This window comes from Micromonospora sp. NPDC051296, from assembly GCF_040682255.1.
Lineage (GTDB): Bacteria > Actinomycetota > Actinomycetes > Mycobacteriales > Micromonosporaceae > Micromonospora > Micromonospora craterilacus.
The window spans coordinates 1-12,741 of record NZ_JBFBAO010000201.1 but is presented as its reverse complement, the minus strand read 5'-3'; the positions used below and the strand labels follow the sequence as shown (position 1 = coordinate 12,741).

General features: G+C 72.2%; 11 protein-coding genes and 2 pseudogenes. 10 read left to right on the top strand and 3 right to left on the bottom strand.

The genetic code is table 11. The features are described from left to right. Positions 1-63: 63 nt before the first annotated feature. The 5 genes and pseudogenes from AB0M52_RS20710 to AB0M52_RS20690 form a co-directional block, all read left to right on the top strand. Positions 64-2,244, top strand: a pseudogene (locus AB0M52_RS20710) (Rne/Rng family ribonuclease); the annotation flags it as partial. Positions 2,245-2,666: 422 nt separating this feature from the next. Continuing rightward, positions 2,667-2,981 carry a 50S ribosomal protein L21 gene (rplU, locus tag AB0M52_RS20705; protein WP_013735422.1) on the top strand — a complete coding sequence of 105 codons (315 nt, stop codon included), beginning with the start codon at positions 2,667-2,669 and terminating at the stop codon, positions 2,979-2,981. A gap of 11 nt (positions 2,982-2,992) precedes the next feature. Continuing rightward, the gene (gene rpmA, locus AB0M52_RS20700) at positions 2,993-3,247 is read left to right on the top strand and encodes a 50S ribosomal protein L27 (protein WP_088975624.1); all 255 of its coding nucleotides are present in this window, start codon (positions 2,993-2,995) and stop codon (positions 3,245-3,247) included. Between the two features lie 90 nt (positions 3,248-3,337). Beyond that, positions 3,338-4,789 (top strand): GTPase ObgE, encoded by a 1,452-nt coding sequence (obgE, locus tag AB0M52_RS20695; RefSeq protein ID WP_363955958.1) that lies wholly within the window; start codon positions 3,338-3,340, stop codon positions 4,787-4,789. 73 nt (positions 4,790-4,862) lie between these two features. Next, entirely contained in the window at positions 4,863-5,288 is a 426-nt protein-coding gene (locus AB0M52_RS20690; protein WP_363955956.1) for a GNAT family N-acetyltransferase, read from the top strand. A gap of 3 nt (positions 5,289-5,291) precedes the next feature. Here the strand turns inward: AB0M52_RS20690 and AB0M52_RS20685 are convergent, their stop codons facing one another. Together AB0M52_RS20685 and AB0M52_RS20680 are read right to left on the bottom strand one after the other, a co-directional pair. Next, entirely contained in the window at positions 5,292-5,771 is a 480-nt protein-coding gene (locus tag AB0M52_RS20685) for a DUF4383 domain-containing protein (protein WP_363955954.1), read from the bottom strand. A 147-nt stretch (positions 5,772-5,918) separates the two neighbouring features. Then, positions 5,919-7,166 (bottom strand): cytochrome P450, encoded by a 1,248-nt coding sequence (locus AB0M52_RS20680; protein WP_363955951.1) that lies wholly within the window; start codon positions 7,164-7,166, stop codon positions 5,919-5,921. Between the two features lie 307 nt (positions 7,167-7,473). Between AB0M52_RS20680 and AB0M52_RS20675 the strand changes: the two genes are divergently transcribed. After that, a complete protein-coding gene (locus AB0M52_RS20675) occupies positions 7,474-7,857 on the top strand; it encodes a hypothetical protein (protein WP_363955949.1) in 384 nt (127 codons plus the stop codon). Positions 7,858-7,890: 33 nt separating this feature from the next. Here the strand turns inward: AB0M52_RS20675 and AB0M52_RS20670 are convergent, their stop codons facing one another. Next, positions 7,891-8,109 carry a DUF397 domain-containing protein gene (locus AB0M52_RS20670; protein ID WP_363955947.1) on the bottom strand — a complete coding sequence of 73 codons (219 nt, stop codon included), beginning with the start codon at positions 8,107-8,109 and terminating at the stop codon, positions 7,891-7,893. Between the two features lie 68 nt (positions 8,110-8,177). On the opposite strand from AB0M52_RS20670, the gene pepN reads away from it, so the two are divergent. The 4 genes and pseudogenes from pepN to nadD form a co-directional block, all read left to right on the top strand. Then, positions 8,178-10,691, top strand: coding sequence for an aminopeptidase N (pepN, locus tag AB0M52_RS20665; protein WP_363955944.1), 2,514 nt, complete (start codon positions 8,178-8,180; stop codon positions 10,689-10,691). 126 nt (positions 10,692-10,817) lie between these two features. Continuing rightward, on the top strand, positions 10,818-11,336 hold the full coding sequence (locus tag AB0M52_RS20660; RefSeq protein WP_363955941.1) for a SigE family RNA polymerase sigma factor: 519 nt from the start codon (positions 10,818-10,820) through the stop codon (positions 11,334-11,336). Further along, a complete protein-coding gene (locus tag AB0M52_RS20655) occupies positions 11,333-12,163 on the top strand; it encodes a hypothetical protein (RefSeq protein ID WP_363955938.1) in 831 nt (276 codons plus the stop codon). Before AB0M52_RS20660 ends, AB0M52_RS20655 begins: the two co-directional genes overlap by 4 nt. 94 nt (positions 12,164-12,257) lie before the next feature. Next, a pseudogene (gene nadD, locus AB0M52_RS20650) lies at positions 12,258-12,650 on the top strand (nicotinate-nucleotide adenylyltransferase); the annotation flags it as partial. Between the last annotated feature and the right edge of the window lie 91 nt (positions 12,651-12,741).

The window sequence follows — 12,741 nt, the reverse complement described above, 5'->3', positions numbered from 1 at the left end:
GCCACTGCTCGATCCGCTCAGCTAGTGCGTCGGGCAGCGGCCGGGTCTTGGCGTCCCGCCTGTAGTCGTCGTCGGCGCCGCCGGGGCCGGCGGGAGGCCGAGCCCGTGGTGGAGGTCGAGGTCGACGAGGAACCCGCCGTGGAGGCCGAGGAGGCCGCCGAGGAGGAGGAAGAGGAAGACGAGGAGACCATCGCCGGGCGGCGCCGTCGCCGGCGTGGTCGCCGGGGCCGGGGCCGTGGCAAGGGCGGCACCGAGGACATCGAGGATGTCGAGGACGAGGAGGCCGAGGAGGCCGAGGAGGCCGTCCAGGCTGAGGCGGACGAGGCCGAGGCGGACGAGACCGGTGACGAGGCCGAGGGCGACGGGATGACCCGCCGGCGCCGGCGGCGCCGCCGCCGGGGCGCTGGCGACACCGAGGGCGCCGCCGACGACGGCGTACCCACCGTGGTGAAGATCAGGGAGCCGCGCCGGACGGTCGACGAGGTGCAGGGCGTCTCCGGCTCGACCCGGCTGGAGGCCAAGCGGCAGCGCCGCCGGGACGGCCGCGAGCAGCGCCGGACCCGCCCGCCGATCCTCAGCGAGTCCGAGTTCCTGGCCCGCCGGGAGGCGGTCGACCGGGTGATGGCGGTACGCCAGCGCGGTGACCGCACCCAGATCGCCGTGCTCGAGGACGGCGTCCTGGTCGAGCACTACGTCACCCGCAACTCCGCCGGCACCATGGCCGGCAACGTCTACCTCGGCAAGGTGCAGAACGTGCTGCCCAGCATGGAGGCGGCGTTCGTCGACATCGGCCGGGGCCGCAACGCGGTCCTGTACGCCGGCGAGGTCAACTGGGACACCACCGGCCTGGAGGGGCGGGCCCGCTCGATCGAGCAGGCGCTCAAGTCCGGCGACTCGGTGCTGGTGCAGGTCACCAAGGACCCGATCGGGCACAAGGGCGCCCGGCTGACCAGCCACATCGCGCTCTCCGGCCGGCACCTGGTCTACGTGCCGGGCGGCAACGCCTCCGGGATCAGCCGCAAGCTGCCGGACACCGAGCGCAAGCGGCTGCGGGACGTGCTGAAGAAGCTCGTCCCGGACGGCGCCGGGGTGATCGTCCGGACCGCGGCCGAGGGGGCCAGCGAGGACGAGCTGGCCCGGGACGTGAAGCGGCTCCAGGCGCAGTGGGAGGACATCCAGGCCAAGGCGGCCGAGGGCGGCGCGCCGGTGCTGCTCTACGAGGAGCCGGATCTGGTCATCCGGGTGGTCCGCGACCTGTTCAACGAGGACTTCCGCGAGCTGGTGATCGAGGGCGACGGGGCGTACGACATGGTCGAGTCGTACCTGTCGCACGTCTCGCCGGACCTCGTCACGCGGCTGCGCCGGCACGTCGGCACCACGGACGTCTTCGCGGAGTGCCGGATCGACGAGCAGATCCTCAAGGGGCTCGACCGCAAGGTCTTCCTGCCGTCCGGTGGCCACCTGGTGATCGACCGGACCGAGGCGATGACCGTCGTCGACGTCAACACCGGCAAGTACACCGGCGCCGGCGGCAACCTGGAGGAGACGGTCACCCGCAACAACCTGGAGGCGGCCGAGGAGATCGTCCGCCAGCTGCGGCTGCGGGACATCGGCGGCATCGTGGTGATCGACTTCATCGACATGGTGCTGGAGTCGAACCGGGAACTGGTGCTGCGCCGGCTGACCGAGTGCCTGGGCCGGGACCGCACCAAGCACCAGGTCACCGAGATCACGTCGCTGGGCCTGGTGCAGATGACCCGCAAGCGGATCGGCGCGGGGCTGCTGGAGGCGTTCAGCGAGACCTGTGAGTGCTGCAAGGGCCGTGGCCTGATCATCCACACCGAGCCGGTGCCGGAGAAGCCCCGCGCGGGCGGCGGAGAGAAGGTCAAGGCGGTCGCCGGAGCGGGTGCCCCGGCAACCGAGCAGCCGACTGGTTCGTCCCGGCGTCGGGCCCGCAAGAGCGCCTCGGCCGAGCGGACCGTGGTGGAGGTCACCGAGACCGACACCACGAGCACCGCCGACGCCGACTTCCACGACACCATGGGCTACGACCTGTCCCGCTACGAGACGGAGACCCCGGCCGCACCGGCCGTCGCGGACAGCCAGCAGGGCGAGTCCGCCCGGCTGGCCGCGCCGGACGACCCGGACGCGCTGAGCGAGGGCGACGAGGAGGACGGTGCCGAGGGTGGCACCGGCCGGCGGCGTTCCCGCCGGGGTGGCGCGCGCCGGCGTACCCGGCCGTGACCGGCTGACCTGGCCCGTAACCGGCTGGCTGAGCTGGCCCGTGACGGGCTGATCCGGCCGGCGGCAGGTGGGCCGGGTCCAGCTGGTTCGTGGGCCGGCCGATGCTCGACGGGCCCCTCCTGGCGGCGACGTCCGCCGGGAGGGGCCTCGGCGTATGGCCGGAGCCTTCGGCGCGATCCGGATGTCGGCGCCGAACCCAGGGAGCCGGCTGTTAATAAGGGGCCCTTCCTCTACCCCAGGCGTTAAGAAGGGGCCCTTCCTTGCACCCGGTTTGGGGTCGGGGCAGGCCATGGCGTACGCTAGCCTGCGGCGCACTTTGGTGTGCCGAGTTCCCGCGTGCCCGCGCCGCCGTGCCTCTGCTACCCGGCGAGCCGCCGCGGGGACGCCCGTCAGCAGCCTCAACGACAGGGAGTCCGCCTCCGATGTACGCGATCGTCAAGACCGGCGGCAAGCAGTACAAGGTCGCCGAAGGCGACGTGATCGAGGTCGAGAAGCTCGTCGGTGCCCCCGGCGACGCGGTGAAGCTCGCCGCGGTGCTCCTCGTCGACGGTGACGACCTGGTGACCGACGCGGCGAAGCTCGCTCAGGTCGAGGTGTCCGGCGAGATCGCCGCGCACACCAAGGGCCCGAAGATCCGGATCCACAAGTTCAAGAACAAGACCGGCTACCACAAGCGCCAGGGTCACCGCCAGCCGCTGACCCAGGTCAAGGTGACCGGCATCTCCAGCGGGAAGTAGGTCGTCCTCAGATGGCTCACAAAAAGGGTGCGTCCAGCTCGCGTAACGGCCGTGACTCCGCGGCCCAGCGGCTCGGCGTGAAGCGCTTCGGTGGTCAGGTCGTCAGCGCGGGTGAGATCCTCATCCGGCAGCGCGGCACCAAGTTCCACCCCGGTGACCTGGTCGGCCGCGGCGGCGACGACACGCTCTTCGCGCTGGCCGCCGGTGCGGTCCAGTTCGGCACCAAGCGCGGTCGCAAGACCGTCAGCATCGTGCCGCAGCAGTAGTTCTCCGGCGTAAGCGGGCCGTGGACCTGATGTCCCGGCCCGCTTCGCCATTTCTCGCGCGGGGACAGACCCCGCTGGAAGGATTGCGGCGTGACGACGTTCGTTGACCGGGTCGTCCTGCACCTGCAGGCCGGCGACGGCGGGCACGGCTGTGTCTCGATTCACCGGGAGAAGTTCAAGCCGTTCGGCGGCCCCGACGGGGGCAACGGCGGGCACGGCGGCACCGTCTCCCTGGTGGTCGACCCGCAGGTGCACACGCTGCTCGACTTCCACTTCCGCCCGCACGTCAAGGCCCCGAACGGCCGCGGTGGCGCGGGCTCGAACCGGGACGGCGCCAACGGCGGCGACCTGGTGCTCAAGGTGCCCGACGGGACGGTCGTGCAGACCTCGGACGGCACCGTGCTGGCCGACCTGGTCGGTGCCGGGACCACCTTCGAGGCAGCCCGGGGCGGGCGCGGTGGCCGGGGTAACGCCTCGCTGGCCAACGCCCGTCGCAAGGCGCCCGGCTTCGCCGAACTGGGCGAGCCGGGCGAGCAGCTGGACGTGGTGCTGGAGCTCAAGAGCGTCGCCGACGTCGGCCTGGTGGGCTTCCCGTCGGCCGGAAAGTCGTCGCTGATCTCGGTGATCTCCGCGGCCAAGCCGAAGATCGCCGACTACCCGTTCACCACCCTGGTGCCGAATCTCGGCGTGGTCCGGGTCGACAACCACACCTTCACGGTCGCCGACGTGCCCGGCCTGATCCCGGGCGCGGCCACCGGCAAGGGGCTGGGGCTGGAGTTCCTCCGGCACGTCGAGCGTTGCGCCGTGCTGGTGCACGTGATCGACACGGCCACCCTGGAGCCCGGTCGGGATCCGCTGGCCGACATCGACACCATCGAGGCGGAACTGGCCGCGTACGGCGGCCTGGCCGACCGGCCCCGCATGGTTGCGCTGAACAAGGTCGACGTGCCCGACGGGCGCGACCTCGCGGAGATCGTCCGGCCTGACCTGGAGGCGCGTGGCCTGCGGGTCTTCGAGGTGTCGGCGGCCACCCGAGAGGGGCTGAAGGAGCTCACCTTCGCGATGGCCGAGCTGGTGGAGCAGGCGCGGTCCGCGGCGCCGCCGGCCGAGCCGACCCGGATCGTGATCCGGCCGAAGGCGGTCGACGACGCCGGGTTCACCATCGAGGCGGAGCCGGACGGCTCGTACACCGTGCGCGGCACCCGCCCGCAGCGGTGGGTACGCCAGACGAACTTCGACAACGACGAGGCGGTCGGCTATCTCGCCGACCGGCTGGCCCGGCTGGGTGTCGAGGATCAGCTGGCCAAGGCGGGCGCTCAGCCCGGCGACCTGGTCCGCATCGGCGAGCGGGAGTTCGACTGGCAGCCGACCCTCTACGCCGGGGTCGACTTCGTGCCCGGCGCCCGCGGCCGGGACGTCCGGCTGGAGGAACAGACGACCCGGGCCAACGCGGCCGAACGCCTGGCGGCCCGCAAGGCCCGCCGGCAGCGACCGGCGGACGAGGTCGAGCCGACGCCGGACACCGACGAGGATGACGCCTGATAGCCGGGTGCGCTCCGAAATCGGGACGACTGCCGGAAACCTCCGGGAAATCCTGCGGGCATAGCGTGGCGTGATGTTGATCGAGTCCCGTCCCGCCACGGATCCGGAGGTCGCCGCGCTGGTCACGGCCCAGCAGCGCGAACTCGGCGAGACCGGCGCGCCGCGGGACGACGTCCGCTACCTGGCGGTGGTGATCGCCGGCCGGGCGGTGGCCTGCGGTGGCCTTCGGGAGTTGGCCGACGGCGTCGGCGAGCTGTCGGGGATGTACGTCCGTCCGGCGTACCGGGGCCGGGGGATCGGCCGGCAGTTGCTGGCCGCGCTGGAGGAACTGGCCTTCCGGCGGGGGCACTCGGTGCTCTGCGTGGAGACCGGGACGTACCTGCCGGTCGCGATCTCGCTCTACCGGTCCGGCGGGTACGAGCCGGTGCCGGCCTACCGCGAACGCGCTGGCGGCCCGAACCGGGTCTTCCTCGCCAAGCGGCTGCCGGTCGCGGCCTGACGCTCAGGGACGGTCGATCGGATTGTCCAGCCGGCCACCGGTGCCGGCGCGCTTGGACAGCAGCAGACCGAGGGCCAGCATGCCGATGCCGAGCAGCAGGTGCAGCCAGTTGTCCGCGTTGTTCACCGGTATCCAGTTGGCCGATCCCTTGTTCACCACGGCCAGCCCGTAGATCCACAGGACGAGATACACCGCGCCCCCGCCGATCAGGAAGACCCGCGCGCCGGCCAGGGTGCGGGCCAGCACCAGGCCGACCAGGCCGAAGACGAGGTGCACCAGGTTGTGCAGGACCGAGACCTGGAACAGCCCGAGCAGCTTCGCCTCTGAATGGTGTCCGGCGAAGCTCAGGTCGTAGTAGTCGGTGGTGATGCCCGGGATGAATCCGAGGACCCCGATCAGGAGGAAGATCACCGCCAGGATCAGGGCGGCGAGCTGGGCCGGGGGCTTGCGCCCCGCCGCCCTACCGCGAATGTTGTGCGCCATCGTTGCTCCCTCCGTGGGTCCGCCGCCGGCCGTGCGCGCCGGGTTCGAACAGGTATGTCACCTATCCCGACGATTCCTCATTCTGCGGGCGGCCGGGACGACTCCGTGGAGAAATGCCAGACCAGGCGGGCGGTGCCGCTCCCCTGGTCAGCCGGTACGGCGGACATCGGTGACCACGAAGCCGCTGGCCGGCAGGGCCGGCATCCGGCGCAGGTCGACCGCCAGGTCCTGCGGCGGTACGTCGTACCGCATCGCGCCGGTCAGCAGGGTCACCGCCCGCTTCAACAACTCGATGGCGATCCACTCGCCGGCGCAGCGGTGCCCGGTGAGGTGCCCACCGCCGCCCTGCGGGACCAGCGCGAACGGGTCGCCCCGCCAGCCGGTGAAGCGTTCCGGCCGGAACAGCTCCGGCTCCGGCCACAGCGCCGGGTGGTGATCGGTGCCGTAGAGATCCAGCAGCACCCGGCGGCCCAGGGGGAAGTGGTAGCCCTGCCAGTCGAAGGAGCGCCGGACCCGGGCCGCGGCCACCGGGAAGAACGGGTAGTAGCGGCGTACCTCCTGAACGAACTGCTCGGTCACCTCGTCGCTGTCGCGTACCCGCTGCCGCCAGCACGGGTGGTCGTGCAGGGCCAGCGCGGCGAAGACCACGAACCCGGCCACGGCGACGGTCGGGCGCAACACGTTCAGCAGCTCGACCGCGGCGACCCGGCGGGGCAGCGGTCGTCCCTGGCCGTCGCGGTGCTCGGCGATCACCCGCAGGGCGCTGCCCTCTGGAGCGGGCAGCGAGCCGGCGCGTACCCGTTCGACGAGGTCGGCGGCCCAGCGCTCGCCGCGCAGCCGGCCCAACCGGCCGCGCCAGTGCCGCGGCCCGATCGCGGCGGCACTATTGATCATGGCTTGCAGGTTCGCGGTACGCCGGTCCGCCTCGCCGGAGGCCAGCGGCACCCCGGCCCAGCCACAGACCGCCTGGGTCAGCATCGAGGCGACCTCGGTGTGCAGGGTCACCGGCCCGGCCAACTCCCAGGCGGGAATCCGGGCCTGCCACTCGTCGGCGAAGAGCTGCCCGAGGTGCCGGACGGCGGTCGGGGTCATCAGCGACATGAACATCGCCTTACGGTCATGGTGGGCGGCACCGTCGAGGCCCTGCACGCCACCCCGGCCGGTCAGCGTCCGCTGCCCCCGGGTCGGCATGGCGCCCTCGCGGACGAACCGGTCGGCGTCGTAGAACAGTTCGGCGGCCGGCCGGCCGCGCAGGCAGATCGTCGGCTCCAGCAGCAGCCGGGCCTGGAAGATGTCGCTGCCGTGCCGCTCGCACCGCTCGCTGATGAATCGGTAGCCGGCCCGGAGGAAGGCCACGGTGCTGTCCGGGCTGCGGTCCCTCGGAATGGTCGCCACCAGGCCCCCTGCTGCGTGCGTGGCCGCCCCCGGCCGCTTTGTCCGTTACCGGGGTGCTTCTACCCATATCCGTACCGCTGGAACGCGCAGAAGTGACAAACAGACGGCACCGAACGCTTAGGGACGGCAAAGCGTACGTTGGCTGGCCCCTCCCAGGAGCCGGAGAACCTGGTTAGCTGCGGGCAGTGGCGTCGCCACCGTCCCGTTCGGCGCGGTGGCGCACCCGCGCCGGCCGCTCCGCCTCGACCAGGCGGTCGGCGCCCGGCGGGGAGGCGGGTCGGCCGGCGCGAAACCGGGGGGAGGACGGATGCGGGACAACGGTTCGGCGTACTGGCGGCGGTGGATGGTCGGGCCGCTGATCGGCGGCGATCCGCCGCCGGCCGTGCCACCGGGGCGGGCGGCCCGGACGGGCCGGTTCTTCACCGTGCATCTCGGCTTCTCCGCGCCCGACCTGGCCGTCGCCCGGGAGGTCGCGGTGGGGTACGCCGAGGCGCTGAGCCTGCTCCGGCCCGAGCTGGCGCTCGGCGCGTCCGCGCTCTCCCCGGCCGACGCCTGGCAGCGGGCCGAGCGGCTGTTCTGTGGGGCGGTCGGCCCCGACGGCGAGCGTTGCCTCGACGTCGCCGGCCATCCCGGTTTCCACCACGCACCCGGGCCCGGCGGCCTGGGTTGGGGCGGCGGTGACCAGGACTAGTGCCCGGGTGGGGCGGTGAGCGGCCCGGGGCGGTCAGTCCAGGTCGAACTCGCCGTCCTGGGCACCGGCGACGAAGGCGTCCCATTCGGCCTGCGTGAACACCAGCACCGGGCCGTCCGGTTCGGCTGAGTTGCGCATACCGATGAGGTCGTCGACGAAGGCGACCTCCACCGCCGCCTCCGAGGTGTCGCCCTCGGCCCGCTGCCATACAGCCCGGGCGAGGTCGAAATCACCCTTGGGGTGCGTTGTCATGGTCCAGTCCTCCAGTGCCAGGGGAAATCGGGAAGCCGGTTCGTTCCCTCATCGGGCAGGATAAGCGGATGCCGAGCCTGAGCCGTGCAGAGTCGACCGCGCGTGGCGCGTCGATCACCGTCGCGTCCTACCAGGTGGACCTCGACCTGACCGGGGGCGCCGAGCGGTTCCGCTCGCACGTCACGATCCGGTTCCGGGCCACCGGCACCGAGACCTTCGCCGAGGTCAAGCCCGCGAAACTGCTGGCGGTACGCCTCAATGGCGCCGACCTCGACCCCGCCGCGCTGGACGACAACCGGCTGCCGTTGACCGGGCTCGCCGAAGAGAACACGCTGACCGTGGAAGCCGAGATGGCGTACACGAACACCGGCGAGGGGATGCACCGGTTCGTCGACCCCGCCGACGGCGAGACCTACCTCTACGCGATGTCCTTCCTGGACGATGTGCAGCGCATCTTCGCCGCCTTCGACCAGCCCGACCTGAAGGCGCCGGTCACCCTCTCGGTCACCGCCCCGGAACATTGGACGGTGGCGGCCAACGCCGGACTGGCCGCCAACCCGAGTCCGGGGCGCTGGGAGTTCGCCCCCACCCTGCCCATCGCGACGTACTTCTTCACCCTGATCGCCGGCCCCTGGCACGTACGCCGGGACAGCCACGACGGGATCCCGCTCGGGGTCTACTGCCGACGTTCCCTCGCCGAGCACCTGGACGCCGACGCGGAAGAGATCTTCACCGTCACGAAGCAGTGCCTGGACCGCTTCCACCAGCTGTTCGACGAGCGCTACCCGTTCGGCAAGTACGACCAGGCGTTCGTGCCGGAGTTCAACGCCGGTGCGATGGAGAACCCGGGCCTGGTGACCTTCCGCGACGACTACATCTTCCGGTCGGCGGTCACCGACACCCAGCGCGAGCTGCGGGCCACCACCATCGCCCACGAGATGGCGCACATGTGGTTCGGTGACCTGGTCACCATGCGCTGGTGGGACGACCTGTGGCTGAACGAGTCGTTCGCGGAGTACCTGGGCACCCGGGTCACCGCCGAGGCGACCCGGTTCGGCGAGGCGTGGACGACCTTCGCCCTGCGCCGCAAGGCGTGGGGATACGCGGCCGACCAACGCCCCTCCACCCACCCGGTCGCCCCCGAGCAGGTCACCGACGCCGCCGAGGGGCTGCTCAACTTCGACGGCATCTCGTACGCCAAGGGCGCCAGCGTGCTGCGGCAACTGGTGGCGTGGCTCGGCGACGAGGCCTTCCTGGCCGGTCTGAACGACCACTTCGCCCGGCACCGGTTCGGCAACGCCACCCTGGCGGATCTCCTCGCCAGCCTGGCCTCCGCGAGCGGGCGGGACCTCAGCGGCTGGGCGGAGTCCTGGCTGCGTAGCGCGCAGGTCAACACCCTGCGGGCCGAGGTGGCGGTGGCCGCCGACGGCCGCTACGCCGAGGTGGCCATCACGCAGACCGCGCCGCCGACGCATCCGGTGCTGCGCCCGCACCGCATCGGCGTGGGCCGGTACGCCGTCGACGGCACCGCCGACCGGTTCGAGGTCGACCTCGACCCGAAGACCGACGACGGCCGTACGGTGCTCGCCGGCCTGGCCGGCGAGCCGGCGGCGACGGTGCTGCTGCCCAACGACGGTGACCTGACCTTCGCCAAGATCCGCCTGGACGCGGCCTCGGCCGACGCCGTGCCGCTGCTGCTGCCCCGGCTGGCCGACCCGTTGGCCCGGGCACTGCTCTGGGGTGAGGCGCTGGACGCGGCGACCGACGGCGAACGGCCGGTCCTCGCGGTGGTCGACCTGATCGCGGCGGCGCTGCCCGCCGAGGCCGAGGTGATCATCGCCGAGGACGTGCTGGCCCTGAGCCGCTCGCTGGTCGACCGCTACCTCGACCCGTTGGCGCGGCAGGGCGCGCTGGCCCGGGTCGCCGACGCCTGCCGGCGGCTGCTCGACGGCGCCGCGCCGGGGGAGTCGTTGCAACTGGCCGCGGCGCGTGGCCTGATCTCCGCGACCACCGACGCCGACCTGCTCGCCGGTTGGCTCGCCGGCCGGGACGTGCCGGTCGGGCTGGCCGTCGACACCGAGCTGCGCTGGGCGATCCTGGGCCGGCTGGTGGTGCTGGGCGCGGCCGGCGAGGCCGAGATAGCGGCAGAGGCGGCGGCCGACCCGAGCGCCGCCGGCGCGGAGCGGGCCGCCCGGTGCCGGGCCACGCTGCCCGAGCCGGCCGCGAAGCGGGCCGCGTGGGAGATCATCGTGTCGAACACGGAGTTGTCCAACCGCCTGGTCGAGGCGACCGCGGCGGGCTTCTGGCAGCCGGAGCAGACGGAACTGACCGCCGACTACGTATCGCGGTACTTCGCGGACATGCCGGCCGCCGCGCGGCTGCGTACGCCCTGGGTGGCCGACGAGGTGGCCAAGCTTGCCTTCCCCCGCTACGCCGTCGCCCAGCCCACCCGGGAGGCGGCCGCGGCGCTGCTGGCCGGCGGTGACCTCACGCCGGGGTTGCGCCGGGTGGTCACCGACGCCGACGACGACCTGCGCCGGGCCCTGGTGGCGCGGACGGCGGTGGCCGCCACGACCGCCTGACCGGCGCCGGTTGCGCCGCCTGACCCGGTAAGCGCCGTTCGATGCCGCCGTCAGGTTTTTTCCACCCGCCGGCATAGCGACGCGGCCCTCGTGACGTGTAGATGGGTGACACGAGGGAGGCAACGCATGGACGGTGCGGCCGAGCGGGAGTTCCGGGAGTACGTCGCGGCACGGCAGGGGGCACTCTTCCGTTCCGCGCTCCTGCTCACCGGGCACCGGCAGGACGCCGAAGATCTGTTGCAGACGGCGCTGGCGAAGCTCGCCACCCGCTGGACGTCGTTGCGGGGCTCCGGTTCGCCCGACGCCTACCTGCGGAAGATCCTCTACCACCAGCAGGTCAGTCTGTGGCGCCGGATGCGCCACCGGCGTGAGCGGGCGTACGCCGAGCTGCCGGAACCGGTCGCGCAGGTTGCTGATCCCGCCGGCACCACCGCGTTGCGGGTGGCCCTGGCCGAGGCGCTGCGTGGGCTCACGCCCCGGCAGCGCGCGGTCATCGTACTGCGTTACTACGAGGATCTGCCCGAGGCCGAGATCGCGACGATCCTGTCGTGCTCGGTGGGTACGGTGCGCAGCCAGACCCATCGCACCCTGGCCCGCCTTCGTGTCTCCTGTCCCGAGCTTTCGCTGACCATGGAGATGAGATGACCAACGACATCGAGAACCGCCTCGGCCGAGGGTTGCGTGAGCTCGCCGACGTGCCGGTACCCGCGGGCCTCGCCGAGGGGGCGCTTGCCCGCGCCCGGCGGGCCCGGCGTGGTTACGCCGTGACGACCGGGCTGGCGGCGGTGGCCGCGACGGGTGCTATCGCCGCGCCGTTCCTGCTGTCACCGGGGGACGGATCCGAGTCCGCCCAGTTCGGCGCACCCCCGCCGGCCCCGGTGACGGCACCGCCGCTGTCACCGAGGACCGCGCCCGGGCCGGTCGGGTCGACGGCGCCGGATGACTGCGTGGAGGCGACTCGGATCACCGGCGACACCAAGCAGGTCGCGCCCGGCAACTGGCCCGAGTACGTGCGCATCGTGATGGACCGACTACCCGAGGGCAAGAACTGGGTAATGCAGTCGGGTTACGGCCCCTGCCAGCCGACCGAGCCGGACCAGACCAATGCCTACTCGGTGATCAACCTGGGTCCCAACCGGGAGGACGGTGGGCACCTCACGCTCTATCTCGATGACGGGACGCACCAGCCGATGCCGCGTGACTGCGCGGGGGTCGAGGCAGCCGCCGCGCGGAAAGGTGCCGATGGCAACCGGCGCGGGGAGGTGGCCGAGTGCACGGAGGGCACCGCCAGCACGCCGCTGTTCTACGCGATCAACGACAGTTACGGCCAGCTCGTCGCCGGCGCGGTGTGGGCCGATGGGCGTGCCGTGTGGATGGAGTCGACCCCCAATCCGGGTGAGCCGCTGCCGGTCGACGTCGATGGCCTGCGCGCGGTCGTGACGGACCGGGAGTTGGTGGACCAGCTCGGCTGAGCCGGCTGGCCGCCGGCGTGCGCGTGGCGGTGGGGTCGCCTGGACCTGTTCCCGGTCCGGCCTGGGCGGGCAGAACAGGCTATACGATCATGGGGTGGAGGAAGACATCCGGCGGGTCGGGATCATGGGCGGCACCTTCGATCCGATCCACCAAGGGCACCTCGTGGCGGCGAGCGAGGTGGCGGACCGGTTCGGGCTCGACGAAGTGATCTTCGTGCCGACCGGTCAGCCGTGGCAGAAGGCGGACGTCCCGGTCAGCTCGGCCGAGGACCGCTACCTGATGACGGTGATCGCCACCGCCTCCAACCCGCGTTTCCAGGTCAGCCGGGTGGACATCGACCGGGGCGGTCCGACCTACACCGTCGACACCCTGCGCGACCTGCACGCCGAGTACGGCCCGAAGGTGCAGCTGTTCTTCATCACCGGCGCGGACGCCCTGGAGCGGATCCTGAGCTGGAAGGACCTGGACGAGATCTTCGAGCTGGCAGCTGGAGATCCAGGCGCTCGGCCGGCTCCGTGAGCTGGCCCGTGCGGAGGGTCTCCAGGCGGCCTGAGCTGGTAGTAATGACGAGGAACGG

What these genes read in the sequence shown, in the direction of transcription:
- rplU (WP_013735422.1), top strand. Translation starts at nt 2,667, where the DNA reads ATGTACGCGATCGTCAAGACCGGCGGCAAGCAGTACAAGGTCGCCGAA.
- rpmA (WP_088975624.1), top strand. Translation starts at nt 2,993, where the DNA reads ATGGCTCACAAAAAGGGTGCGTCCAGCTCGCGTAACGGCCGTGACTCC.
- AB0M52_RS20690 (WP_363955956.1), top strand. Translation starts at nt 4,863, where the DNA reads ATGTTGATCGAGTCCCGTCCCGCCACGGATCCGGAGGTCGCCGCGCTG.
- AB0M52_RS20685 (WP_363955954.1), bottom strand. Translation starts at nt 5,771, where the DNA reads ATGGCGCACAACATTCGCGGTAGGGCGGCGGGGCGCAAGCCCCCGGCC.
- AB0M52_RS20675 (WP_363955949.1), top strand. Translation starts at nt 7,474, where the DNA reads ATGCGGGACAACGGTTCGGCGTACTGGCGGCGGTGGATGGTCGGGCCG.
- AB0M52_RS20670 (WP_363955947.1), bottom strand. Translation starts at nt 8,109, where the DNA reads ATGACAACGCACCCCAAGGGTGATTTCGACCTCGCCCGGGCTGTATGG.
- pepN (WP_363955944.1), top strand. Translation starts at nt 8,178, where the DNA reads ATGCCGAGCCTGAGCCGTGCAGAGTCGACCGCGCGTGGCGCGTCGATC.
- AB0M52_RS20660 (WP_363955941.1), top strand. Translation starts at nt 10,818, where the DNA reads ATGGACGGTGCGGCCGAGCGGGAGTTCCGGGAGTACGTCGCGGCACGG.
- AB0M52_RS20655 (WP_363955938.1), top strand. Translation starts at nt 11,333, where the DNA reads ATGACCAACGACATCGAGAACCGCCTCGGCCGAGGGTTGCGTGAGCTC.